General features: G+C 60.8%; 22 protein-coding genes. 6 read left to right on the forward strand and 16 right to left on the reverse strand.

The features are described from left to right. Nucleotides 1-57 precede the first annotated feature (57 nt). Nucleotides 58-540, reverse strand: coding sequence for a hypothetical protein (locus tag QP909_RS08465; protein ID WP_284766913.1), 483 nt, complete (start codon nucleotides 538-540; stop codon nucleotides 58-60). 138 nt (nucleotides 541-678) lie between these two features. Here QP909_RS08465 and QP909_RS08470 point away from each other — a divergent pair, with 138 nt between their 5' ends. Continuing rightward, on the forward strand, nucleotides 679-1,128 hold the full coding sequence (locus tag QP909_RS08470; RefSeq protein ID WP_284766914.1) for a hypothetical protein: 450 nt from the start codon (nucleotides 679-681) through the stop codon (nucleotides 1,126-1,128). 3 nt (nucleotides 1,129-1,131) lie between these two features. Then, nucleotides 1,132-1,326: a helix-turn-helix transcriptional regulator gene (locus tag QP909_RS08475; RefSeq protein ID WP_284766915.1), complete on the forward strand. Its 195-nt coding sequence runs from the start codon at nucleotides 1,132-1,134 to the stop codon at nucleotides 1,324-1,326. 12 nt (nucleotides 1,327-1,338) lie between these two features. Here QP909_RS08475 and QP909_RS08480 read toward each other — a convergent pair whose 3' ends face one another. From QP909_RS08480 to hemW, 12 genes are all read right to left on the reverse strand, one after another. Next, a complete protein-coding gene (locus tag QP909_RS08480) occupies nucleotides 1,339-2,094 on the reverse strand; it encodes an isoprenyl transferase (RefSeq protein ID WP_080971264.1) in 756 nt (251 codons plus the stop codon). A 10-nt stretch (nucleotides 2,095-2,104) separates the two neighbouring features. Then, nucleotides 2,105-2,821: a DNA repair protein RecO gene (gene recO / locus QP909_RS08485; RefSeq protein WP_284766916.1), complete on the reverse strand. Its 717-nt coding sequence runs from the start codon at nucleotides 2,819-2,821 to the stop codon at nucleotides 2,105-2,107. Nucleotides 2,822-2,827: 6 nt separating this feature from the next. Beyond that, nucleotides 2,828-3,865 (reverse strand): GTPase Era, encoded by a 1,038-nt coding sequence (gene era, locus QP909_RS08490; protein ID WP_284766917.1) that lies wholly within the window; start codon nucleotides 3,863-3,865, stop codon nucleotides 2,828-2,830. A gap of 82 nt (nucleotides 3,866-3,947) precedes the next feature. Next, nucleotides 3,948-4,214 (reverse strand): hypothetical protein, encoded by a 267-nt coding sequence (locus QP909_RS08495; protein WP_284766918.1) that lies wholly within the window; start codon nucleotides 4,212-4,214, stop codon nucleotides 3,948-3,950. 446 nt (nucleotides 4,215-4,660) lie between these two features. Then, entirely contained in the window at nucleotides 4,661-5,677 is a 1,017-nt protein-coding gene (locus QP909_RS08500) for a formamidase (RefSeq protein ID WP_284766919.1), read from the reverse strand. 210 nt (nucleotides 5,678-5,887) lie between these two features. Continuing rightward, a complete protein-coding gene (gene pdxY, locus QP909_RS08505) occupies nucleotides 5,888-6,736 on the reverse strand; it encodes a pyridoxal kinase PdxY (protein WP_284766921.1) in 849 nt (282 codons plus the stop codon). A gap of 52 nt (nucleotides 6,737-6,788) precedes the next feature. Further along, on the reverse strand, nucleotides 6,789-7,406 hold the full coding sequence (gene ybeY / locus QP909_RS08510; protein WP_005326445.1) for an rRNA maturation RNase YbeY: 618 nt from the start codon (nucleotides 7,404-7,406) through the stop codon (nucleotides 6,789-6,791). Then, nucleotides 7,403-8,383 carry a PhoH family protein gene (locus QP909_RS08515; RefSeq protein WP_239280663.1) on the reverse strand — a complete coding sequence of 327 codons (981 nt, stop codon included), beginning with the start codon at nucleotides 8,381-8,383 and terminating at the stop codon, nucleotides 7,403-7,405. The genes ybeY and QP909_RS08515 overlap by 4 nt, the downstream gene beginning before the upstream one ends. 23 nt (nucleotides 8,384-8,406) lie before the next feature. Then, entirely contained in the window at nucleotides 8,407-9,165 is a 759-nt protein-coding gene (locus QP909_RS08520; RefSeq protein ID WP_284766923.1) for a 16S rRNA (uracil(1498)-N(3))-methyltransferase, read from the reverse strand. After that, a complete protein-coding gene (dnaJ, locus tag QP909_RS08525; protein WP_284766924.1) occupies nucleotides 9,165-10,316 on the reverse strand; it encodes a molecular chaperone DnaJ in 1,152 nt (383 codons plus the stop codon). The genes QP909_RS08520 and dnaJ overlap by 1 nt, the downstream gene beginning before the upstream one ends. Nucleotides 10,317-10,385: 69 nt before the next feature. After that, nucleotides 10,386-11,435: a heat-inducible transcriptional repressor HrcA gene (gene hrcA / locus QP909_RS08530; RefSeq protein ID WP_023020999.1), complete on the reverse strand. Its 1,050-nt coding sequence runs from the start codon at nucleotides 11,433-11,435 to the stop codon at nucleotides 10,386-10,388. A 59-nt stretch (nucleotides 11,436-11,494) separates the two neighbouring features. After that, a complete protein-coding gene (gene hemW, locus QP909_RS08535; RefSeq protein ID WP_284766925.1) occupies nucleotides 11,495-12,634 on the reverse strand; it encodes a radical SAM family heme chaperone HemW in 1,140 nt (379 codons plus the stop codon). A 147-nt stretch (nucleotides 12,635-12,781) separates the two neighbouring features. Here hemW and QP909_RS08540 point away from each other — a divergent pair, with 147 nt between their 5' ends. The 3 genes from QP909_RS08540 to QP909_RS08550 all read left to right on the forward strand — a co-directional run bounded on the left by QP909_RS08540 (nucleotide 12,782) and on the right by QP909_RS08550 (nucleotide 16,334). Next, nucleotides 12,782-14,176 (forward strand): hemolysin family protein, encoded by a 1,395-nt coding sequence (locus QP909_RS08540; protein WP_284766926.1) that lies wholly within the window; start codon nucleotides 12,782-12,784, stop codon nucleotides 14,174-14,176. Continuing rightward, nucleotides 14,176-15,234 carry a CNNM domain-containing protein gene (locus QP909_RS08545; protein ID WP_284766927.1) on the forward strand — a complete coding sequence of 353 codons (1,059 nt, stop codon included), beginning with the start codon at nucleotides 14,176-14,178 and terminating at the stop codon, nucleotides 15,232-15,234. The genes QP909_RS08540 and QP909_RS08545 overlap by 1 nt, the downstream gene beginning before the upstream one ends. A gap of 227 nt (nucleotides 15,235-15,461) precedes the next feature. Continuing rightward, entirely contained in the window at nucleotides 15,462-16,334 is an 873-nt protein-coding gene (locus tag QP909_RS08550; protein ID WP_284766928.1) for a hypothetical protein, read from the forward strand. Between the two features lie 221 nt (nucleotides 16,335-16,555). Here QP909_RS08550 and QP909_RS08555 read toward each other — a convergent pair whose 3' ends face one another. From QP909_RS08555 to QP909_RS08565, 3 genes are all read right to left on the reverse strand, one after another. Further along, the gene (locus QP909_RS08555; protein WP_284766930.1) at nucleotides 16,556-18,268 is read right to left on the reverse strand and encodes a hypothetical protein; all 1,713 of its coding nucleotides are present in this window, start codon (nucleotides 18,266-18,268) and stop codon (nucleotides 16,556-16,558) included. 343 nt (nucleotides 18,269-18,611) lie between these two features. Further along, a complete protein-coding gene (locus QP909_RS08560; RefSeq protein WP_005324183.1) occupies nucleotides 18,612-19,292 on the reverse strand; it encodes a hypothetical protein in 681 nt (226 codons plus the stop codon). A 252-nt stretch (nucleotides 19,293-19,544) separates the two neighbouring features. Then, nucleotides 19,545-21,377 (reverse strand): AMP-dependent synthetase/ligase, encoded by a 1,833-nt coding sequence (locus QP909_RS08565; RefSeq protein WP_284766931.1) that lies wholly within the window; start codon nucleotides 21,375-21,377, stop codon nucleotides 19,545-19,547. Between the two features lie 94 nt (nucleotides 21,378-21,471). On the opposite strand from QP909_RS08565, the gene malQ reads away from it, so the two are divergent. After that, nucleotides 21,472-23,595: a 4-alpha-glucanotransferase gene (malQ, locus tag QP909_RS08570; RefSeq protein WP_284766932.1), complete on the forward strand. Its 2,124-nt coding sequence runs from the start codon at nucleotides 21,472-21,474 to the stop codon at nucleotides 23,593-23,595. Nucleotides 23,596-23,610 lie beyond the last annotated feature (15 nt).

A 23,610-nucleotide genomic window follows, 5' to 3' on the forward strand; every position in this document is an offset into this window, starting at 1 on the left:
AGAAACCGAGTACTATTTCACCCAGCCCATCAACACAGGGCCGTAAAAGAAGCGGAACTAAACCCAGGACGCTTCAACACTGCGATCCAAGTACCCCATGAGCAGGCGGCGAAACACAATTTCTTCTATCAGCGGCGCCAAAAATAGGTAGCACGCTAAAGAAATAACCACCATAGCACCGCGCCCGTCAGCGGAGGATGTATTTTCCGAGGGCGATAATCCCAGCAGCGGGCCCACTATTGCGGCTGCCGCTCCCGCCATAAAGATGGCGAGCGGAACCTGCCATACCAAGTGCCAACCACGCCGACCCAAAGGAAGAAAGCCGAGACCAATTCCCCGCCGTTTTAGGTAGAACACCAATGCAGTCGTCGGCACTACCACCGAAAGAGCAAGCGCAACGGGCATGATCGTGCCTAGTCCACCCGTGGTTAAACCAGCCTTCATCATGACAAAAACTGTCGCCACTAAGAGGACATCCATTGCAATGACGGCCGCTAGTCCAATAAGCGCATCTTTCAACCTGATGTTATCCGCTTCCATGCCCCCACCTTAAAAGGCCGCCATTCATCCTTAAGAATGAATTTACTCAAAATAGTAAAGCCTCCTTTACAGTAAAGGACCCTTGACATATAGTGTGTGTCAAGCACGCTTTACAACTGCTTACTATAGGAGGTTCCCGTGAATACCACTCGCTTTGGCCGCCCCAAGTTCGGAGGCACGCAAACCAAACTCATTACTTTGTCCGTGGCTGCAGGCGCAGCCATCGCAGCAGCCGCCGGTGCCATCATGGCCGCGTTCGTGCACGATGATTCGCCGTGGCTAGCTTTTGCCGTGTACTCGCTGTGCCTCCTGCCTGTTGCTACGGCGGCTAGCTGGGGATTCATGGTGGATCGGTCCACCATCCGCGGGGCAACACCCGACCCGGAAAACTCCATCGAATCCCATTGGTATTCGCAGGCTTCCGAAAACACCCTGCACGCCATGCTCTTTGGCATCGGCGGCCTAGGCGTTGTCTCCTCATTTTGGGAGTTCCAGGTTTCCGGCACCATGCTCACCATCATCTTGGGAGTATTTGTCACTGGAACCTTTGGCATTAGCTACTTTGCCCATAAGCGAGCAGCGAGCTAAACCATGGACAACCGGCTAAAAGAGATTCGCGAGAGCCAAGGTCTTTCGCAGCAGGGCTTAGCTACGGAGTTAGGTGTCTCGCGCCAAACAGTCATCAGTATTGAAAAAGGGCGCTACGATCCTTCACTCCCCCTCGCATTTCAGATCGCGCGCCACTTTTCCTGCCGCATCGAGGACATTTTCATCCCCGAGGAATAACCACGCTGCGCGCTACTTCTTCACGCCGCCGAAGCGGCGATCGCGCCGCGCGTATTCCTCGATGGCGGCGAAGAGATCCTCCGGCGTGAAATCCGGGAAGAGTTTGTCTTGGTAAATCATCTCCGCGTAGGCGGACTGCCAGAGCAGGAAGTTAGAGGTGCGCTTCTCACCGGACGGGCGAAGGAAGAGATCCACATCCGGCATGCCTGGGTCATAAAGATGCTGCGCGATGGTCTCTTCTTTAATATCACGCGGATTGAGCTCGCCGGCGGCAACCTGCTTGGCGATGTCCCTAAAGCCATCTACCAGCTCTGCCCTACCGCCGTAGTTCACGCACATGGCCAAGGTCATCTTGGTATTGTCCTTGGTCAGCTCCTGAGCGGCCTCGAGCTCCTTAATAACCGAGCGCCACAGGCGCGGGCGGCGGCCCGCCCACACCACGCGCACGCCACGCTCATTGAGCCACTCACGCTGGCGGCGCAGCACGTCGCGGTTAAATCCCATAAGGAAGCGGACCTCCTCGGGGCTGCGGCGCCAATTCTCCGTGGAGAAGGCATAGGCCGAAAGGTAGGGAACGCCGGCGGCAAGGCAGGCATCGACGACGTCGAGAAGCACGGCTTCTCCGCGCCTATGCCCCTCGGTGCGCTTCATGCCCTTCTCCTGGGCCCAGCGGCCGTTGCCATCCATGACCAGCGCAATATGGCGCGGGATGAACTCATCCGGGATATTCGGCGGGGTCAAAGTGCGGTTCGGGTCTGGCGTAATCACGGGCTATATTCTACTGCTCCATAACCTGCAATGCGGAAACATTGCGCTCCATGTGCCACTGCAGGTGTGCGCGCGCTAGGCGATGCCCCTCCTGCTTTTGCGCATTCGTCGGGTTCGTCGGGTGATTATGCGCCAAAAGCCACAGGTGGTGCAGGGTTTCCGGGTCTACCTCCGCGGCACCTGGCGGACGGCATTCGTGGCACGCCGCGCCGCCTACCGCTGGGTGAAAGGCGTGGTGCGGGCCCGGCCGGTTGCACTGGGCGCAGTTGAACAGGCTCGGCGCCCAGCCGGCATGCGCCATGGCCTGCAGCAAGAAGGCATCCAACGCCATGGTCGGGTCCGCGGTTTGCAGCTGCTCCAAGGTCGCGGTGACGGATTCGTAGAGGTAGGGGTCATGGGCGGCGTCGGCAAATGCAAGGCGCTCGGCCGATTCCAGCACTGCACACGCGGCCGTGTAGCGCTCATAGTCCTCAATAAGGCGCGCGCCAAAGTAGTCGACCGTATCCGCCTGGGAAATGGTGGCCAGATTCTTGCCCACATACAGCTGAACATCGAGGTTGACGAAGAACTGCAGGCGCGAACCAAAGCGCGACTTGGCACGGCGCACTCCCTTGGCTACCGCGCGCACGAGGCCATGATCGCGGGTAAGCAGGACTATGACGCGATCGGCCTCACCAAAGTCATAGGTGCGGATGACCACTGCGCGGTCACGATAGTTCTCGCGCATAACCGCTTAGAAACCGAGTCTGCCCAGCGACTTCGGATCCGACTGCCAGTTCTTTAACACCTTGATACGCAGGTCCAGGTACACGTTTTGGCCCAGCAGCTTAATAATCTCCTTGCGGGCATTGCCCACAATGCGGCGGAAGCGCAAGCCATCCTTGCCCTCGATAATGCGCTTCTGGCCTGGGCGCTCCAGGTACAAAATGGCATGGATATCCAGCACGCCCTCACGAGTGCGCGACGGCAGCATCTCATCAACCTGCACCGCCACCGAGTGTGGCAGCTCCGCCTTCAAGCCGGACAGAGCAGCTTCACGAATGAGTTCCTCGATGCGCTTTTCCTGGCCTTCATCGGTGATGTGATCATCCGGGTAGAACTTCGGACCTTCCGGCAGGTGGTCCACGATGACCTGCACCAGCTCATCCAGTTGCACACCCTCCTTGGAGGAAACCGGGATGACTACCGCATTCGGGTCATCCTGGGAGAGCAGCTCGTGCAGGGCCAGCAGCTGCGCGCCAACCTGATCTTTGCTGGCCTTATCCAGCTTGGTGACGATGCCGATGATCGGGGTCTTTGGCGCGATGCTGCGCACGTTTTCCAGGATCCAGCGGTCACCCGGGCCAATCTTTTCATCGGCCGGGATGGTCAGGCCGATTACATCCACATCGGCATAGGTGTCTTTCACTACCTCGTTGAGGCGCTCGCCCAGAAGTGTGCGCGGGCGGTGCAGACCCGGCGTATCCACGACGATGACCTGGGCATCATCGCGGTGGACCAAACCGCGAATGGTGTGGCGGGTAGTCTCCGGCTGGTCTGCGGTAATCGCAATCTTCTGCCCCACCAGGGCATTGGTCAGGGTGGACTTGCCGGTATTCGGACGCCCTACAAAGGACACGAAGCCCGAACGGAATCCCTCCGGGGTATCGGTGTATTGCGAATAATCAAGCGGGGCTGCCGTATTTTCGGCGCCTTCCGGCACGGCATCATCGGGGTCTTCTGGCAAGCCCTCGAATGCCGCATCAAACTGTGCATCAAAATCAGAACTCATTACTCGCAATAATAGCCCACGGAGTCAAGATCTCCGATTAGTTCGCAGCCAATTCGCACCGGTGACACGGCATAGGGCTAATCTATGGAGAAACCTCTTCTCCCCAGCGCATACCGCGCTCACTCTCCGAAAGGCCCTTCATGCCCCGCAAATCCCCTGCCCTACTTTTGGGCGCTGCTCTTACTCTCATCCTTTCCGCATGCTCCTCGCCCGATTCTGAGACATCCACCGAGACGAGTACTAGTTCTTCAGCTACCTCTACTTCGAGCGCTACTAGTTCTTCAAGCAGCACCTCTTCCGCCACGACCAGCAGCGAAGAAACCGAAACCGAAGAACCGGAAGAAAGCATTGCCCCCGGACCGGAGACCCAACCTCCGGCTGCAGCCGCGGAGCCGGAGTTACTGTATTGCGATATTGGATTAGGGGCAGTTGGACACTTCTCCGATGGATCTTGGCACCAAACTGAGCTCTGCAACACTCCAGCGCTACAGAGATCTGTTCGAGCCGAAGGAGTCTGCGGCGGTGAGGAAGGTCGCTATAAGTACCCTGAGGAATGGGCCGAGCTGTGCAACGGAGGCCTTCCACCTTCCGATTCGGACTATTCCGAAAGCTACGGCGATATAGATGCAGGCTACGCACCAGAGTCTGGCGCAGTTGCGGATGCGCTAGCGGATTCGGATATGGGTGCGGTTGAAGGCCACGAGTATTAACAGAGAGAAGGCAGTGCGTTAAGCAACGTCAAAGCCCTGCGCCCATAGAGATGGGTGCAGGGCTTTGATGGTGGATTAGAGGAGCTTACTTAAACTCGTCCGGCAGAGGGCCGAGCTGCGGGCCGTCCGGGTAGTACTTCCAGCCGTCCTTGATGCGGACGTCGTCAGCCCACGGCAGCTTGTACTCGCCCTTGGCTAGGTCCTCGACCCAGGTGAGATAGTTATCGGTCTTGCCGCCGGGGTAGCCCACGTACCCGCGGTTGCCCAGGTTGAAGATGTTGTTTTCTAGGCCCCAATTGATACGGGCCTTGTCAGCCAGCTCTGGGAAGATTTCGGCAGTGACGATTTCGCCCGGATTACGGTGGCCCTCAGAAATCATGTGGCCGTCGTAATTGCAGACGTTACCTTCACCGAAGTAGTAGAAGGTGTTGTCGTAGCCAGCCAAGTTTACGGATGCGGTGTACATCAGGTTTTGGAAGGCATTCGTCTTATTGGTCATGATCCACTGATCCTGGGTCTGCGTGGAGTAGCCAGAGATACGGATATAGACGTTGGCACCCTTGTATGCAGCCTCGCGCGCGAGCTCAGGGAACATGCCGTCGTGGCAAATGTTCACGGCAAGCTTGGAGCCCTTTGGTCCGTCACAAACCGGCATGCCCAGATCGCCTGGGTACCAAGGCTCGATAGGAGTCCACGGCTGAAGCTTGCGGTAGTGCAGTGCGATTTCACCATCGGAGTTAATGATGATGGCGGTGTTGAAAGGTGGCTTTCCTTCCTCATGGTTTGGCTCCATGATGGAAAAGACGCCCCAGACATCATTGTCCTTGCAGGCCTGCTTGAACTGGTCCACCTTTGGGTCATCGAGGCCGATGAGGAATTCATCATAGAACCAAATTTTGGTGTTGAGACCGGAGGAAGAATACTCCGGGAAGACAATAAGGTCGAGGTCTGGGTAGCCCGCCTTGGTGGAACCCACCATGCGGCAGATTTCGTCCACGCTGGCCTGGACGTCTTCCGGGGTATTGACCACAGGTACGGGGTACTGAATGAGGGCCATCAACAGGCCGTCGGGGGATGCGCTGATGCTGCCAGTGCTGGACATAGTGGGCTCCTATCGCAAAGTAGATAATGTGGCAGGAGCCATATTACTGACGCACTAGTGGTACGTCACACTTTTCGCTCGGAGAAGTAGTCTCGTATAAGAGACTCATCGTAAGCCGCCCTTGACGAAATAAGAGAGCCGAGCTGAGGGGAAGGTTTACTCAGCTCGGCAGACACTCGATAGACCTAGCAGATTAGGCCCAAGCGTGAATTAAAGCTCCTCGGCGTGGAACTGCATTCGCGGATGCGCGAATACATCTTGGGATTGGATGAGCTGGAGCTCGGCAGTCTCGGCCTCGTAGGTGTTTTCCAGCAGGTCATATACGGAAGAGGCGGTGCGACGCAGGGACTCCTTGACGTCGCTGGTCTCGGTGTAGTGGCCGGTAAACAGGGCGGCGGTAACATCGCCGGAGCCGTTGCGCTTGAACGGCAGCAGTGGCGTGGACACGAGGAAGGCGCGGTCGCCGTCGACGGCGAGCATCTCAATCTGGTCGTCGGCAGTCTCGGGGCGCCTAACGGAGGTAACCAGCACGGTCTTCGGGCCGATTTCCTGCGCCTTCTTTACTGCGGCGAGCGTTTGATCAAGGGTGCCTACCTCGGAATCGGTGAGGTAGCCCAACTCAAACTGGTTGGGGGTGATGATATCGGCGACGGGCACGACGCGGTCGCGCAACAGCGGAGGGATCTCATCGGAGACGAAGCAGCCGGACTTGGCATTACCCATCACGGGATCGCAGGCGTAGAGGGCCTTGGGGTTGGCGGCCTTGATGCGGCGGACGGTTTCCACGATGGCGTCGGCAATGTCGGCGCCTCCCTGGTAGCCAGAAAGGATGGCGTCGATCTGCGGGAAGGCGCCGCGCTTTTCAATGCCGTCGATGATGGAAGTGACGTCGCTGGCGGGAATCATCGGTCCGCCCCAGTCACCGTAGCCGGTGTGGTTGGAGAAATTCACCGTGTGGACCGGCCATACCTCATGGCCGGCGCGCTGCAGGGGAAAGACGGCCGCGGAGTTGCCAACGTGGCCGTAGGTGACGTGGGACTGGATGGAAAGGATAGTCATAGCTATCTATTGTGCTACGCGGCTTATGCGCCCACAAAAGAAAAAGGAAAAATTATTCCTCGGGCCGATCTTGTGGCTCGCCCACCGCAGGGATTCCGCCGCCGGGAACCTGCTTGTCTAGGTTGGCACGCTCGGCGGCGTCAGGAAAAGCCTTCGGGCCAGAAGGCTTGGGCTGATAGGAAACGCCGCGCTCGGCTGCGTCGTCGTACCAATCCGCGAGCAGCTCGTTTTGCCGGCCGAACATTTCCTTCTCTTCGGCCGGAGTGGAGTGGTCATAGCCCAGCAGGTGCAGGCAACCATGGACGGTAAGCAGGGCCAGCTCGTGGCCTAGGGAGTGGCCGGCGGCCTCCGCCTGGCGCAGGGCAAACTCGGGGCACAGGACGATATCGCCCAGCATGGCTGGGCCCGGGTCGGCGGCATCGGGGCGGCCGCCACCAGCGATGGCGCCAGGGGTGAGCTCGTCCATGGGGAAGCTCATAACATCGGTGGGGCCTTCCAGATCCATCCAGCGCACATGGAGATCCTCGATGGTCTTCAAATCCACACAGGTGATGGTGCACTCGGCATCGGGGTTGATGTCCATGGCGCCGAAGGCATAAGAGGCGACGTCAATCAGCATCTCCTCGTTGACGCCTTCGAAGCCGGATTCATTGAGAAACTCGATACTCATTCCATTCCCTCGTATTCAGCGGCTTTCTTATTATCAAAGGTCTCATACGCATTGACGATGCGCCCGACCAGCTGGTGGCGCACCACGTCCTTAGAGCCCAGGTCCGCAAAGTGTATATCTTCCACATTGCGCAGGATGCGGCGCACGATGCGCAGGCCCGAGACCTGGCCGTGCGGGAGATCCACCTGCGAGACATCGCCGGTGACCACGATCTTGGAACCAAAGCCCAGACGGGTGAGGAACATCTTCATCTGCGCCGGCGTGGTGTTTTGAGCCTCGTCGAGGATGACAAAAGCATCATTCAACGTGCGGCCGCGCATATAGGCCAGCGGGGCGACCTCGATGATGCCGGCTTCCATGAGCTTAGGAATCATTTCTGGGTCGAGCATGTCCCGCAGGGCGTCATACAGCGGGCGCAGGTACGGGTCAATCTTGTCATTGAGCGTGCCCGGCAAAAAGCCGAGCTTCTCCCCTGCCTCCACGGCCGGGCGGGTGAGAATAATGCGCGAGACCTGCTTGGTCTGCAGCGCCTGCACAGCCTTGGCCACCGCCAGGTAGGTCTTGCCGGAACCGGCCGGGCCGATACCGAAAACTACCGTATTATCGTCGATGGCCTGCACGTATTCAGACTGCCCCACCGTCTTCGGGCGGACGGCCTTGCCGCGGCGCTTAACGATGTCCGCCGCCAGCGCCGCCGACACCGACTGCGGCGCCTCCACGGCCACCATGTCCATGGTGTGCTTGACCGTATCGGTGGACACGGCGTGGCCGCGGCGGGCGATGGCCTCGAGCTCATCGAGGATCTTGGCGGCGCGGGCAACCTCATAATCCGGACCGGTGACGGTGACGACATTGCCGCGGGCAAAAAGGTCCGCATCCAGGCGGTTATTGAGCACGCGCAGGTTATCGTCCGCACTGCCCAGCACGCTGCTGACGTAGGCGGAATCGAGCTCACATTTCTTCGTGATGATAGGCACGTGCTTTAGGCTACCAGCGCCTGCTACCAACGCTCGGTGCGCATGCCGATTGCCGCCAGCGCCACCATTGCCGCACTCGCCGTGCGCAGCACTTCCGGGCCGAGCTTGATGGGCGTAGCGCCGGCTTCTTTGAGGCGATCGAGCTCGGCGTCGCCAATGCCGCCCTCGGGGCCGACGAGCAGGACGACGTCCTCTGTGAGCGGCACATCCTTGATGGAGGCGGTAGCCTCTTCGTGCAGGACGAGCACAGTGGGTGCGTTAGAGGAAGCGCCGCCGCGGCCGCCGGTGAGTTCTTGGACAACTTGCGGGGTGGTCAGCGGGCCGCGCACCTGTGGGATGCGAGCGCGACGAGATTGTTTGGCCGCGGAATCGGCGGCCGCCTGCCACTTGGCCACCGCCTTTGGCGCCTTTTTACCGTCCCATTTAGCCACGCAGCGATCCGCTTGCCAGGCGATGATCTCATCGGCGCCGGCCTGGGTGGCAAGATCCACGGCGAGCTCGGCGCGCTCGGATTTCGGAATGGCCTGCACCACGGTCACGCGTGGGGTGGGCTCGGGCGCGGTCACGATGGACTCGACCGTGCCCTCCAAGGAGTCCTTGCCCGAGGTGGCGGTGATGGTGAGGGTGAGGCGGATACCGGTGCCGTCGATAAGCTCGAGGCGCTCGCCCTCCCCCATGCGCTTGACCGTCACGGCATGGCGGGCCTCCGGGCCGGAAAAGCTGAAGGCCTCGCCGGTGCGCGCGGCGGAAAGATCCGGGTGGATGAAGACGGGCAGCGACATTAGCGGCGGAACTTATCGCGAATGCGGCTGAAGAAGGATTCCTCTTGGCCATCACCGGTGGTGCGCACGCGCGCGCCCTCGTCGCGGGAGTTGCGGATCTTCTCCAGGGACTCGCGGGTCTTGCGGTCCAGGTCCTTCGGCACAACGACGTCCACGTGGGCAAAGAGGTTACCGTAGCCATCGGTGCGCAGGCGCGGCATGCCGGCGCCATCGACCTTGATGGACTCGCCCGGCTGGGTACCCGGCTCGATGTCGATGGTGAGCTCTTCGCCACTTAGCTGATCGATGGTGAAGTTGGTGCCCAAGGCGGCGTCAATCATCGGCACGCGCACGGTGAGGTTCAGGTCATCGGCGTTGCGCTGGAAGACGGGGTGCTCCTCCGTGTGGACCTCGACGTAGAGGTCACCGGCTGGGCCGCCACCGTGGCCGACCTCGCCCTGGGAAGCCATGCGGATACGCATACCGTCATTGATACCGGCCGGGATATTAACGGTGATATCGCGGCGCTTCTTCACGCGGCCATCGCCGGCGCAGTGGTTGCACGGATCAGTGATGACCTCGCCGAAGCCCTGGCACTTCGGGCACGGGCGGGTGGTCATAACGTTGCCCAAGAAGCTGCGCTGCATCTCCTGGATTTCACCCATGCCATTGCAGTTATCACAGGTAACCGGCTTGGCCTTGGACTCGGAACCGGTGCCACCACAGCTATCGCACAGCACCGCGGTATCCACGGTGACCTTCTTCTTTAGGCCGGTGTAGGCCTCCTCCAGGGTGATGCGGGTGCGCAGCAGGGCATCGTTGCCCGGCTGGACGCGGGACTTCGGGCCGCGGGAACCGCCGGCACCGCCGCCAAAGAATTCGGCGAAGATATCGCCGAGGCCGCCGCCACCGAAGCCGCCAAAGCCGCCGGCACCGGCACCGCCACCTCCCTGCTCCATGGGGTCGCCGCCCATGTCCACGATCTGGCGCTTTTGCGGATCCAGCAGGACCTCCTGGGCCAGCGCGGCATCGCGGAACTTTTCCGCGGCAGCGTCATCATCCGGGTTCAGATCCGGGTGATACTTGCGGGCCATTTTGCGGTAGGCCTTCTTAATCTCCTGGTCAGTTGCGTTTTTATCAACACCGAGGATGCCGTAATAGTCACGAGCCACTGTAAGAGATATTCCTTCTAATTCGTCTTGTTGGGGTTAACTTGAAAAAATAATGCGCGGCCAGCCAGTTTACTCGCACTGCTCGCCGGCCAAAATTTCGCTCACATACCGTGCAACGGCAGAGACCTTAGAAATTGTTCCCGAGTAATCCATAAAGGTAGGCCCCACCACGCCGAGGCCGCCGAGTGTGGCCACCTCATCGCCGGTGCCCAGGCCATAGCCCGTGGCCACCACGGAGGCTTGGCGCAGCTGGTCTTCCTCGTTTTCCTCACCGATGACCACGGAGACGTTGCCCAGATCGGGCACGCGGGCAAGCAGCTTGAGGACGACGACCTGCTCTTCTAGTGCCTCAATAATCTTGGGCAACCCTTCCGGAAACTCGCGCGCCACGCGCGTCAGGTTAGAAGCACCGGCCATAATCAGCCGGTCGGAGGGCTGCTCCACTAGGGTCTCGATGAGGGTGGTGGCCACCTTGAGCACGTGGTGGCGGATATCCAAGGGGGCGTCGTCGACGAGGTGGGCGAGCTCCACGGAGGCGTCGCTAAGCGTCTTGCCCACTAGCGCGCTATTGACGATGTCGCGCAGGCGGAAGGTCTGGTCCTGGTCGATGATTTCATCGAGCTCCACATTGCGCTGATCCACGCGGCCGTTATCGGTGATAAGCACCAGCAGCAGGCGCACTGGGGAAAGCGCCACGACCTCGCAATGTTTGACGCGGGATACCTTGAGATTGGGCAGTTGGACGACAGCCGCCTGCTTCGTCACCTGCGCCAGTAGCTGCACCGAGCGGCGTAGCACATCCTCCAAGTCGACGCCGCCTTCCAAGAAGTTGAGCATGGCGCGGCGCTCCGGGGCCGAAAGCGGCTTGACCTCGTGGAGGGAGTCCACAAAGTGGCGGTAGCCCTGCTGGGTGGGCACGCGGCCGGAGCTGGCGTGCTGCTGGGAGATAAGGCCCTGGGATTCGAGCACGGCCATGTCATTGCGGATGGTGGCCGAGGAAACTCCCAATTGGTAGCGCTCCAAGAGCGATTTAGAGCCAACGGGCTCCTGGGAGGCAATATAGTCCGCCACGATGGCGCGCAGGACTTCCTTGCGGCGGGCATCGGTTGAGGTAGACACTATGGCGCTCCTATTCGCTTGGCTATTTCACGTGCTTTCAAGTTTAGACGGGAGGGGGATTAGGTTTCTTCGGCGACGAGGAGATCGGTGATGATGCCATCGGCCAGCAGGCGGCCGGGCTTGGTGATACGTACGCGGTCGCCGGCACGTTCGAGTAGACCGCGGCCGATGAAGCGCTCGAGGGCGGGGGAAGCGTGGGCATCAAGCCAGGCCTCCGGGATGCCCTCGCGCAGACGCAGGCCGAGCATGATTTTCTCCATGTGGCGGTCGGCGTCGGTAAGCGTCTCGGTTTCTTTGATGGGCAGCTCGTCGCGGCTGAGGGCGTCGATATAGCGCGAGGGGTGCTTGACGTTAAAGAAGCGCTCGTTACCCAAGTGCGAGTGAGCGCCTGGGCCGGCGCCCCACCAATTGCCGTCTACCCAGTAGATGCGGTTGTGCTCGCACTCGCCGCCGGGCTTAGACCAGTTGGAGACCTCGTACCACTCGAAGCCTTCTGCCTCGAGGGTGGTAGAAATCATCTCATAGCGCCGTGCCAGCACGTCCTCATCGGGGGCGGGCAGGATACCTTTATTGACTTTGCGCGCCATGCGGGTGCCGTCTTCTACGATGAGGGAATAAGCACTGACGTGGTCTACGCCGGTTTCTAGCACTCGGTCCAAGGTCTCGCGCACGTTGTCATCCGTTTCGGTGGGCGTGCCATAGATCATGTCGAGGTTGACGTGCTCGAAGCCGGCGGCGCGGGCCTCGCGGGCGGCGGCAAAGGCGCGGCCGGGGGTATGGGCGCGCTCGAGGACTTGGAGAACGCCCGGGGATGCGGACTGCATGCCGAGGCTGATGCGGGTATAGCCGGCGTCGGCAAGCTGGGCAAAATACTCCGGCGAGGTGGACTCCGGATTGGATTCGGTGGTGACCTCCGCCCCAGGTTTCAGGCCAAAGGTGGAACGGACGGTGTTCAAGATGCGGCTCAGGCCCTTCCCGCCCAGCAGCGAAGGCGTGCCGCCGCCAATGAAAACGGTCTCGGCCGGGCGGCCCACGCGCGCGGCCGCCAACTCCAGCTCGCGGTCCAAGGCATCCAGGTAGGGGCCGGTGAGATCGCGCGGGCTGCCAAGCTCGCCTGGGGTATAGGTATTGAAATCGCAGTACCCGCAACGAGTGGCGCAGAAAGGAACATGGATATACAGCCCGAAGGGTTCAGTCATGGATAAAACCCTAATAGGCCGGGAACAAAATGGCCGAAAGCGGGGTTAAGCATGTAGTATGTTTCCATCTTCCCAAGTAGAAAGGCACCCTCAGTGGAACCTCCGAGTCGATGTCCCTACCTCCTTTTAGGCGGTGGGGAGTAAATCATGTTATCGGCTATTTTGATGATTCTGGCCGGCTTCGTAGTCATTGGCCTCATCATCGTCGCGAACGCATACTTCGTGGCTCAAGAATTTTCCTATATGTCCGTGGACCGCACGCAGCTGCGGTCCCAGGCTGCTGAGGGGGATAAGACAGCACAACGCGCGCTGGCTATTACTCAGCAGACCTCCTTTATGCTCTCCGGCGCGCAGCTCGGTATTACGATTACCGGCCTGCTCATCGGCTATGTGGCCGAGCCGCTCGTGGGCCAAGGACTGGGTACGTTGCTGGGCGGCGTCGGCGTTCCCTCCGCGGTGTCAGTCACCGTTGGTACCATCGCGGCACTTTTCATCTCCACGATTGCGACGATGCTGTTTGCGGAGCTCTTCCCCAAGAACTACACCATCGCCGCACCGATGAAGACGGCGCGCTGGCTGGCCGCCTCCACACAGCTTTACCTGCGACTATTTGGCTGGCTCATCCACTTCTTTGAGTACTCTTCCAATGCCATCCTCAAGCTCTTTGGCATCGAACCGGTAGAAGACGTCGATTCCTCTGCCACCGCCGATGACCTGGAATCCATCGTGGATTCCTCCCACGAGGCCGGCGATCTGGATGAGAATACCTACATGGTGCTAGACCGCCTGCTGGACTTCCCAGAGCACGACGTTGAACACGCCATGATTCCACGCTCCCGTGTGGACGTCATTGATCCGGACACCACCCTCGGTGAGGTCCGCGAGATGATGTCTACCGACCACACGCGCTACCCCGTCATCGACGATGAACACAATCCAATCGGCGTGGTGCATCTTATCGACGTCCTGGGAAGCGACCTGCCCGCCGCCACCAAGGCCACCAGCATCATGCAGGAGGCCGTCGTGGTCCCTGAGCTGATGCCGCTGCCGGATGTGGTGGAAGAGCTGCGCGATAGCGACCAGAAGATGGCGTGCGTTATCGATGAATACGGCGGCTTTGTGGGAATCGTGACCATGGAGGACTTGGCCGAGGAGATCTTGGGCGATGTCACCGATGAGCACGATATCGAAGAAACCGAGGAAATCACCGAGCAGGACGATTCCCACTGGTTGGTCGACGGCGATACGCCGATTGATGAGATTGAGCGCGCTATCGGCCACGACCTGCCTGAGGGCGACTTTGAGACCGTCGCCGGCCTCGTCATTGCGCACTCCGGTGCGCTGCCTGAGGTAGGCGAGGAACACACCATCCAGCTCGAGGCCGAGCCCGAAGACTGGGTGGACCACGATGAGGCCCCCGTTCGCTCCATCCGCCTGCGCGTGCAAGAGGTGGACCGCCACGTGCCGTCCGTGCTTGCCATCGAGCTGGTGGAGGATTACTCCGACCGCTCCGATGATGCCGCTAAGAAGGAGGACGCATAATGACCGAATCTTGGTGGTTTAACCTCCTCGTGACCCTGCTTATCATCGCCGCTTCCGGCTTCTTTGTGATTATCGAGTTCTCCTTGATGGGCGCTCGCCGCAACCGTTTGGAAGAGGATGCGGAAAACTCCCGCACCGCCCGCGCCGGCCTGCGCTCGCTCAATGAGCTGACCATCATGCTCGCCGGCGCGCAGCTGGGCATTACCGCCGCCACTTTTGTGCTCGGTGCTGTGACCAAGCCCTGGGTGCACCACCTGCTCATGGCTCCGCTGGAGGCCGCGGGCCTGCCGCTAGGCATTGCCGACGTCGTCAGCTTCCTCCTCGCCCTCTTCATCGTCACTTTCCTCCACCTCGTGCTGGGTGAAATGGCACCGAAGTCTTGGGCTATTACCCACCCAGAGACCGCCCTGCAGTTCATCGCGGTCCCTGCACGCGGCTTCGTGTGGATCTTCCGCCCGCTGCTGAAGTGGATCAACGTCATGGCCAACAAAATGGTCTCCATGGCCGGCGAAGAGCCCGTCGACCGCGCCGGTGCGGCCGGCTACGACGCCGAAACCCTGCGCACCTTGGTCGAGCACTCCCGCGAGACCGGCGCTTTGGATGATGAGTCTGCCAACCAGATTTCTGATGTCATCGAGTTGGAAAACTCCACCGTGGGCGCCATGGCCCGCGAGCACGGCTCGGAGGTAGTGCCCCTGCCTTCCGACGCCACCGTGGACGACCTCCAAGACCTCGTCGTGCGCAAGAACATCATGCGCGTGCTGGTCTTCCCTAAAGACTCCCGCGTCCCCCGCGTGGTCCATGTGCGCGATACCTTGCTGGCAGAACCAGAGACCCCGGTTCTCGAGTTCTCCCGCCCTGCCCTGTCCGTGTCTTCTTCCACCACCGTTCAAAAGACTCTGGACCACATGCGCGCTCGCAACGAGCAGCTTGTCATGGTGGGCAAGGCCGATAAGGACAACGCCGTGTGGATCCTCACCTGGGACGACATCATGGGCCAACTGTGGCCGCAGATTACTGAGCAGCTAGATAAGGTCACCCCTCCCCCGGCCGTCTAGTTCCCGCCGCGTCCTCGCCCGCGCCCGTGCCCGCTTCATCGTGGCCGGCGCGGGCTTTGCCGTTTTCGCGCCCACGCGCAAGGGCTACTTCCCGGACTGTGGATAACTGTGGCCGTAACTTTCCCAGCCGCCACTTCGCTCACTCTCCTTTCCCTGCGGCCTTGTTATCCACAGGCCCGGCCGCCACCTCCTCGCACCAGCCGGCAGCGTGCCCTTTCCTAGGAGTCATGACACCACCACTGACCAATATCGACTCCATCCGCACCAACCACCCCACCTTTTGGACCGACCTGAAAAACGGCACCTACCTCAAACTCGCACCACGCATCGCAGTCCAGCGCGATCACTACCATTGCCTCGACTTCCCCTCCCAGCTGCGTCTGCGCGCCATCGCCGCCGCCCGCAGTGCCTATACCGCGGTGCTCATCTCCAAGTCCGCCGCCCGCGTGCACGGACTGTGGGTCATCGCCACGGCCGAGGAAAAGATTGAAATGGCCCTTCCCACCAATACGCTTCCCCACAAGGACCGGCGCCATCCCGAGCGCATCTACCGCAAGGCTTTACTTCCCGAACCCGTCCTCGTGGACGGCACCCGCTGCGTTTCCAAGGCCCGCGCGGTTATCGACGTCGCCCGCTACCACGGCTTCACCGACGGCCTCATCGCTGCCGACTCCGCTTTGCGCTCCGGCCTCAACCGGGAAGACCTCAAGGAAGAGTTCGCCCGCATGGGCCGGGTGCGCAATAGCCGCATCGTCCGCGCCGTAATCCACCACGCCTCTGCTCTTTCCCGCTCTCCCTACGAGTCTTTCGCCCGCGCCCTTATCATTGAGGCCGATTTCCCCTGGCCCATGTTTTTCGAGGCGCCGTTTAACGCGCTGCCTGGCATCACGACCGCCCTATGTATCAACAGCGCCTACCTCATCGACATCATCCCCGCGAAAGCACTTCCCCACCAGCGTGAGCGCCACCGACGTCTGCGCGAGGCCGGCTTCACCGTCCTCTGCTATACCCCGCGGCAACTCATCGACCGCCCCACCCGCTTCCTGACCGACCTCATTTCCACCATCTCCGCCAGACAAAAGGCCGCCCGTTCTGCCTAGGTCCACGCTTCCTCCCGCCTTCCTCTACCCCGCCTCCCTTCGCGCTCACCAGCGGTGCTTTCGCCGCGGAATCCGCTGCGCCGATGAGCGCGAAGGGAGGGTAATGGCGAACGCCTTGCAAGAGAACCCACCGAAACTGCGCCCGCAATAAGAAAGAGCCTTCGCGAGCATATGCTCGCGAAGGCTCTACTGCTTCCAGCTAATGCCTCAACAGGAAGGTCTTACTGGTTGATGCGCCATGGGACGCTGTTCTTCGGCAGCATGCCGTGGGTGTAGAGGTAGTCAATGGTGGACAGGATGCCCAGCACCGTGCTGCCGCCTACGAGCGCAGCCAGGAAGGAGAATCCTGCGACGGAAGACATGTCTGCGTCCTTGCCGTCCTTACCGTTGATGCCATCGCGGCCGTCACGTCCGTCGCGGCCGTCACGTCCATCGCGGCCATCGCGGCCATCGCGACCATCCTGGCCATCTTCGCCGTCGCGGCCGTCCTTACCGTCTTGGCCATCTTCGCCGTCGCGGCCGTCACGACCATCGCGTCCATCGCGGCCGTTCTCGCCATCCTTACCGTCACGACCGTCACGGCCATCGCGACCGTCGCGGCCATCTTGGCCATCCTGGCCGTCCTTACCGTCTACGCCATCCTGGCCGTCCTTACCGTCCTGGCCGTCTTTGCCCGGAACAACCGCAGCTTCGGTAGTGGAAGGTTCGGTGGATTCCTCAGAGGTCGGCTCTTCAGCGGAAGTTTCTTCTGCGGAGGTCGGCTCTTCGGTGGCCGTTTCTTCTGCGGAGGTCTCCTCGGTGGAAGTCTCTTCTGCGGAGGTCTCTTCTGCGGACTCAGACGGGGTGCTCTCCTCAGAGGTAGCATCCTCAGAAGCCGGAGCCTCGGAAGTGGTTTCCTCGGAGGAAGGCTCCTCAGAAGGGTTGTCCTCAGCAGGCTGGTCCTTGGTCTTCTTACCGTTGAGCATATCGGAGCACAGCTGGCCGGCTGGGGCGTTCACGGCCGCGAGATCGGAAGCTGCGGTAGAGATGTTGTTCAGGGAGTCTTCGATGCTCTTCTGCTGGTCCTTGCTCAGCTTCAAGTCGCCAGCAACGCCGGCACCAGGAACCAGGCCGGCGATGGTGACGGCTGCATTAAAGAGCTTGAGGATTACCTTGGTGCCCTTACCAAAGGCGCCGTCCGCGAACTTGAGCAGGCCGGAAACGGTCTTCTTAGCGCCATCCGGGTTGTTCATATCAACGTCGGCATCGGCGTTATCGATACGGCCGATGGCCATGCCCTGGGCGCGGGAAAGATCCCAGGTCACGGTCTTGTCCTTCTCGCCTTCCTTGACCAGCTTGGCAATGCCGTCCCAGGTCTTGCCGGAAATCTTGTCAATGAAATCGGCCGGAACCAAGTCACCGACAACCGGGATGATCTCCCAGACGGTCTTGAGAATCTTTTCGCCGCCATCGTAGAAGGCCTTAGCCAGCGCAAGCTTGAGGTCAAGCATGTTGCCTTCCTTGTCAGGGGCATCAGTTACCTCACAGACGAGCTTGTCTTTCTTCTCATCCTTGACGACCTTGACGTTGACGTCGCCGTTGGAGGCCTCGGTCTGTGCAAGTTCCTCGAGGGTGGTCGGCTTTGCAGACTCCTCAGAAGCCGGAGCTTCGGCGGTCTCCTCCGCGCCGTCTACGGCGTACGGGGTGATGGACTCGGCAGCGTCTTCTTCCTCATCGAGTTCTTCCATCGCCTTATCGCCGGCGTTGTTTTCCTCCAGCAGGTTGCCGTCTTCATCGAATTCGATGCCGTTGAGGCTTACGGTATCGTCGGTGGTCTTTTCCTCGACGAAGGTGGTGTCGTCAGCCGCGACGGCGGTAGGCACAACAGTGATGGAAGAGAAGGTGGCTACGGCCACTGCGCTGGCAATAAGGCGAGAAGTTCGGCGTGCGCCCATGGATTAACTCCCTGTAGATGTGATTATAAATGAGATTGCGCTCGCCGCGTGTGGATGGTGCTAGGTCGCGGCGCTCGCATGGACAGGGAATACCCTACAGCGCGTTAAGGGTATTTTCTACTTAGATTTTAAGGTTGACTTAGCAACAATACCGCTGGATACAGCACCCAAGCCACTGAACAGGCATAACAGAAATTGTATGGAACGGCCGTTAACCTAAAATTTCCCTAAATACTTCCCCGAATTGGGGCACCCTAGTGCAGAAAACTTCAACGGCCACCGAGAGAGGGAATCTCGGTGGCCGTGAACATCCCCTTGCGTGAAACAAGGAAGTCTATGTGATTTATGCAGTTGTAGCCCGGCGGGCCGCCTCGCGCTTGGCGCGGACCTTCTCCACCACTGCGGCAACGCGGGCGCGCTCTTCCAAGAACTGCGGTGGGTTATGCCCGCGCATCGTGCGGACATAGGCTGGGTGGGTATCCAGCACCGTGTGCTTCCACGCTTGGACCGCAATGAGTGCGGACTCGCCGGTGCGCTTGTACAAGTGCGGCAGCGAGACCATATCGAGGTTGCGGGCCACGGCGTCGGTTTGCGCGAGCACGTACTCGACTACCTCGCGGAGGTAATCCGCCACGGCCTGGGTGCGAGAGCGCAGGGACTCGGCCAGCTCGTGCACCACGATGGGCTTGGAGATGGGGAATCGCTCATCCAATAGGCGCGGGGTAAGTTGTTCCGGCTCTTCCACGTCATTCACGCCGGAAGAAGCGGCGGAAATGGTGCCGGAGCGCACGCCGGAGACCAGGGCTTGGCGCAGGCCCATTAGCTCGCCAACGCAGCGGCCGGAGTCAACGCGGGCGTCTTCGACGATATCGCCCAGCTCAGCTAGGCAATCCATGCACAGCTCTTCGTCCCAATCCTCGATGGCTTCAATGAGGTGCTCGAGATATTCTGCGACTTCGTCGCCGATATTGTAAATCTCTTGCGTAAGCTCGCGGTGGCGCAGCTCGGCGGCGATTTTATGCATAGGCTTCGAGCCACTCCTTCCACGGTCCCATTTCTAACCTCTAGTAGAGGTTGAGGTTTGCTGTAACGCCTCACGACTTTATGCGAGATCCGCCGCCACGAGCGTGCGACACTCCGAAGCCATTCACAGGTTTATGGCAGGTTCGCCCGCACTGGGGTGAGGATGGTGGGGTGAGCTGCAGAAGGGGGCGTCGGCAAGCAGGGCAAAAAGAAACACCCGAGGGAATTCCCTCGGGTGTACCCGTCGCGCAGTCTAGCGCTTGTACAGGTGCTCGATGGCCGCGGCATAGCGCTGCGCTACCACGTTGCGCTTGACCTTCATGGTGGGGGTCAGCTCGTTTTCTTCCTCGGTAAGGTCAGATTCGAGGATGTAGAACTTTTTGATGCCCTCCGCATGGGAGACGGTGGCGTTAACTTGGTTGATGGCATCCTGCAGCTCCGCGCGCAGGGTCGGATCGGTGGCCAGCTCGCGCATGGAGCGATTCTCCGGAATGTTGTGGTCCAGCTTCCAGCGCTTCAAAATATCCGGATCCAGAGTCAGCAGCACGCCGACGAAGGGCTTGCCATCGCCAACCACCATGGCCTGGGAGATAAGCGGGTGCCCGCGCAAGATATCCTCCATCGGGCCAGGCGAGACATTCTTGCCGCCGGCCGTGACAATGAGGTCCTTCTTGCGGCCGGTGATAACAAGCTTGCCGTCCTCATCAATCTCACCCAAGTCGCCGGTGTTGTACCAGCCATCCTCGAGGGCCTCGGCCGTGGCTTCCGGATTATTCCAGTAACCGTGGAAGACGATATCGCCCTTGATGCAGATTTCGCCTTCCTCATTGATGCGGAAGGTCACGCCACCCATTGGCGGGCCAACGGTGCCGATGGACTGATCCACAAAGTCCACCGCGGCCGCGGCGGCGACCTCGGTCAGGCCATAGCCCTCATAGACCGGGATGCCGATGCCGCGGTACCAGTGCAGCAGGTCATGGCCCATGGCCGAGCCACCGGTAATGCAATAGTTCACGTTGCCGCCCACGCCCTTGCGGATGGCGGAGTAGACCAGCTTGTCAAAGACCTTGTGCTTGGCCTTGAGGAAGCGGTCCGGCCCCTCCGGCTTATCCAAAGCCTTGGAGTACTCGATGGCTACCTTCTCGGACTGCTCAAAAAGCAGGGTCTTGATACCGGAATCGGCCGCCTTAGCAGCGGCAGAGTTGCGCACCTTCTCAAAGACGCGCGGCACGCCCAAGATGACGTTCGGGCGGGAGCGGGCGAATTCGATGGAGATGGTGGAAAAGTCCGACCAGTGATTCTGGGAGGCGCCGCGCATGGCCACCGCAATGGATACCGCGCGGGCAAAGACGTGGGCCAGCGGCAGGAAGGTCAGGGTGTGGCTGCCCGGCACTGCGAAGATGCCAATCGGGTTGGTGCATAGGCCGCGGGTTTGGGCTAGCCAATTGCGGTGGGTAAGGATGCAGCCCTTGGGTCGTCCGGTTGTGCCGGAAGTATAAACCAAAGAAGCCAGGTCATCGGTGGACGTGGCCTTGATGCGGGCGTATACCTCGTCGGCGGTCACGCCGCGGCCCTCGAACTTCAAGGTATCGATGGCAGAGGAGTTAATTTCCAGCACGCGGCGCAGCTGCGATGGGGAGCCCTTGAGGTTCGGCTCGCCGTCTTCTTGCAGCACCAAGTTTTCTACCAGCTCGGAATGCTCGCGGGTTTCCGTGATGGCGAGCACGGCGCCGGAGTCCTCAATGATCCAACGCACCTGGGAGGCGGACGAGGACGGGTAGACCGGCACGGAGGCGGCACCGGCGGCCCAGATGGCAAAGTCCAACAGGGACCACTCATAGCGGGTGGCAGAGATGAGGGCGACGCGATCCCCCTGCTGCACGCCTAGGGCGATAAGTCCCTGGGCTACTTCAAAGACCTCATCGATGAATTCTTTGCCCGTAACGTTGACCCACTCGTAGTTAGCCGGGCGGGTAAACATGACGCCGTGAGGGCGCTTCTTCGCGGTATCCATCAGGGCGGTCAGGCAGGTTTCGCCAGGCTCGATAGTAAATTGCGCCGGGGTATGCACTTCTTGCAGGGTCACGCGGTGTCCTTTCGAACAGCTAATTATTAATCTCCGCCTACTGTACCAATCAGTTCCCCAGCAGGCGCGTTGTCCCCGTGGCACAATGTGGCCTGTGACTACCCGCGACTTGCTTGAAGAACTCGCTCAGCGCCACGGCGTGGCCACCAGCTATACCTCCCAGTCTGGTTTCCCCGTCCACGTCGCTGAAGACACTATTGCCTATACCCTGCGCGCCTTGGGCGTGGCCATCGAAGACAATCCGGACGATGCGGTGCTCACTCAGCTGCTTTACGACGACTACCTGGACCGCTCCTCCCAACCCCTCCCCCACTGCGTTGTCGCGCCGCAGGGCCAAGAGCGCGGGTTCGTAGTCTACGTGCACGCGGGCGATGCCGCCAACGTACACATTGAGCTGGAGGAAGGCGGCACCCGCGAGGTCTACCAAGACCCCAATGACGCCCCGGATGCAAATGTGGATGGCACGTTGTGGGGCGAGGCGAGCTTCCACGTCCCTGGCGATCTGCCCATGGGGTACCACGAGCTGGTGTTGGAGTCCGAGGGCATCGGCAAGCATGTCTGCCCGCTGATTATCACCCCGGCGCGCCTTTCCACGGCCGATGAGTTTGTGGAGCGCCCCATTAGCGGCGTGATGGCGCAACTGTATTCGGTGCGCTCGGAGTCCTCCTGGGGTATCGGCGATTTCCAGGATCTGGGGCAGTTGGCCGAGACGCTGGCCCCGCACGCGGATTTCTTGCTGGTCAACCCGCTGCATGCGGCCGAGCCGCTACCACCGGTGGAGGACTCGCCGTACCTGCCCACCACGCGGCGCTTTATCAATCCGCTCTACCTGCACATCGAATCCATCCCGGAGCTTAAGCTCCTGCCGGAGGACCTGCAGGATGATGTGCGCGAGCTGGCCGAGGAGTTTCGCCAGCGCAATCGCAGCACCGAGGAGATTGACCGCGACACCATTTTTGAGGCCAAGCTGCAGGTGCTGCGCGAGCTCTTTAACTACCAGCCCTCCCCGGAGCGCGAAGAGGCCTTCGTGCGCTACGCCCGCGAGGAGGGCCGTGGCCTGCGCGATTTTGCGTATTGGTGCGCGCAGCAAGACGCCGCGGCGCAGTCGGGCCAGCGCCATGCCGAAGGCCTGGACATGGACACGCTCACGCGCTTTTATTCCTGGCTGCAGTTCCTGTGCGATGAGCAGCTGGCCGCCGCGCAGCAGCGCGCACTCGATGCCGGCATGCGCCTGGGCTTGGTGACTGACCTTGCCGTGGGTGTGCACCCGGGCGGCGCCGATGCGGTCAACCTCACCGAATACTTGGCGCCGCAATGTTCGGTAGGTGCCCCGCCGGATGACTATAACCAGCAGGGCCAGGATTGGTCGCAGCCGCCATGGCACCCGCAGCGCTTGGCCGCCGCGGGCTATGCCCCGTGGCGCGAGATGCTCTCCACCGTGCTGCGCCATGCCGGCGGCGTGCGCGTGGACCACATCTTGGGACTTTTCCGCCTGTATTGGATCCCGCGCATGGCCAGCCCGCTGACGGGCACCTATGTCTCCTATGACTTTGAGGCCATGGTGGGCATCTTGGCGCTAGAGGCGCAGCGCGCCGGTACGGTGGTCATCGGTGAGGACCTGGGCACCGTCGAGCCGTGGGTACAAGACGTGCTCGCGCAGAAGGCGGTGCTGGGTACCTCCATCGTGTGGTTTGAACGCGACGATGATGACTACTCCCCGCTGCCGCAAGAGAAGTACCGCCAGCTGGCGCTGTCCTCGGTCAATACGCACGATCTGCCGCCAACCTTGGCGTACCTGCGCGGCGATCATATTTCGCTCCGCGCGCGCTTAGGCGTGCTGACCCGCTCGGTGGATGATGAGCAGCACGATGACATCGAATGGCAGGCCCGCGTATTGGGCGCGGTGGCGGACCGGGACCTATTGCCGCAGCGCGATTACCTGGTAGATCCGGCCGAGCGCGCCTCCCGCGGCGAGGAGGAAGACATCTCTGTGGCGCTGCACCGCTATATTGCGGGCACGCCTTCGGCGCTTGCCTGCACCAGCTTGGTGGACATGGTGGGCGATGTGCGTGCGCAAAATCAGCCGGGCACCACGCACGAGCTTTATCCCAATTGGTGCGTGCCGCTGTGCGATACCAACGGCACTGCCCTGCTCATCGAGGATCTTCCTAAGTTGGAATTCTTCCAGCGCTTAGCAGCCACCAGTCGAAAGGGCTAGCGCTAGGCACTAGCC

The organism is Corynebacterium sp. MSK195 (assembly GCF_030228885.1).
Lineage (GTDB): Bacteria > Actinomycetota > Actinomycetes > Mycobacteriales > Mycobacteriaceae > Corynebacterium.

Excerpts from the sequence above, each read along its gene's own strand:
- QP909_RS08465 (WP_284766913.1), bottom strand. The coding sequence starts at position 540 with ATGGAAGCGGATAACATCAGGTTGAAAGATGCGCTTATTGGACTAGCG.
- QP909_RS08475 (WP_284766915.1), top strand. The coding sequence starts at position 1,132 with ATGGACAACCGGCTAAAAGAGATTCGCGAGAGCCAAGGTCTTTCGCAG.
- recO (WP_284766916.1), bottom strand. The coding sequence starts at position 2,821 with ATGCGCGAGAACTATCGTGACCGCGCAGTGGTCATCCGCACCTATGAC.
- era (WP_284766917.1), bottom strand. The coding sequence starts at position 3,865 with ATGAGTTCTGATTTTGATGCACAGTTTGATGCGGCATTCGAGGGCTTG.
- QP909_RS08495 (WP_284766918.1), bottom strand. The coding sequence starts at position 4,214 with ATGCTTTCTTCCGGTTCTTCGGTTTCGGTTTCTTCGCTGCTGGTCGTG.
- QP909_RS08500 (WP_284766919.1), bottom strand. The coding sequence starts at position 5,677 with ATGTCCAGCACTGGCAGCATCAGCGCATCCCCCGACGGCCTGTTGATG.
- pdxY (WP_284766921.1), bottom strand. The coding sequence starts at position 6,736 with ATGACTATCCTTTCCATCCAGTCCCACGTCACCTACGGCCACGTTGGC.
- ybeY (WP_005326445.1), bottom strand. The coding sequence starts at position 7,406 with ATGAGTATCGAGTTTCTCAATGAATCCGGCTTCGAAGGCGTCAACGAG.
- QP909_RS08520 (WP_284766923.1), bottom strand. The coding sequence starts at position 9,165 with ATGTCGCTGCCCGTCTTCATCCACCCGGATCTTTCCGCCGCGCGCACC.
- hemW (WP_284766925.1), bottom strand. The coding sequence starts at position 12,634 with ATGACTGAACCCTTCGGGCTGTATATCCATGTTCCTTTCTGCGCCACT.
- QP909_RS08540 (WP_284766926.1), top strand. The coding sequence starts at position 12,782 with ATGTTATCGGCTATTTTGATGATTCTGGCCGGCTTCGTAGTCATTGGC.
- QP909_RS08545 (WP_284766927.1), top strand. The coding sequence starts at position 14,176 with ATGACCGAATCTTGGTGGTTTAACCTCCTCGTGACCCTGCTTATCATC.
- QP909_RS08550 (WP_284766928.1), top strand. The coding sequence starts at position 15,462 with ATGACACCACCACTGACCAATATCGACTCCATCCGCACCAACCACCCC.
- QP909_RS08555 (WP_284766930.1), bottom strand. The coding sequence starts at position 18,268 with ATGGGCGCACGCCGAACTTCTCGCCTTATTGCCAGCGCAGTGGCCGTA.
- QP909_RS08560 (WP_005324183.1), bottom strand. The coding sequence starts at position 19,292 with ATGCATAAAATCGCCGCCGAGCTGCGCCACCGCGAGCTTACGCAAGAG.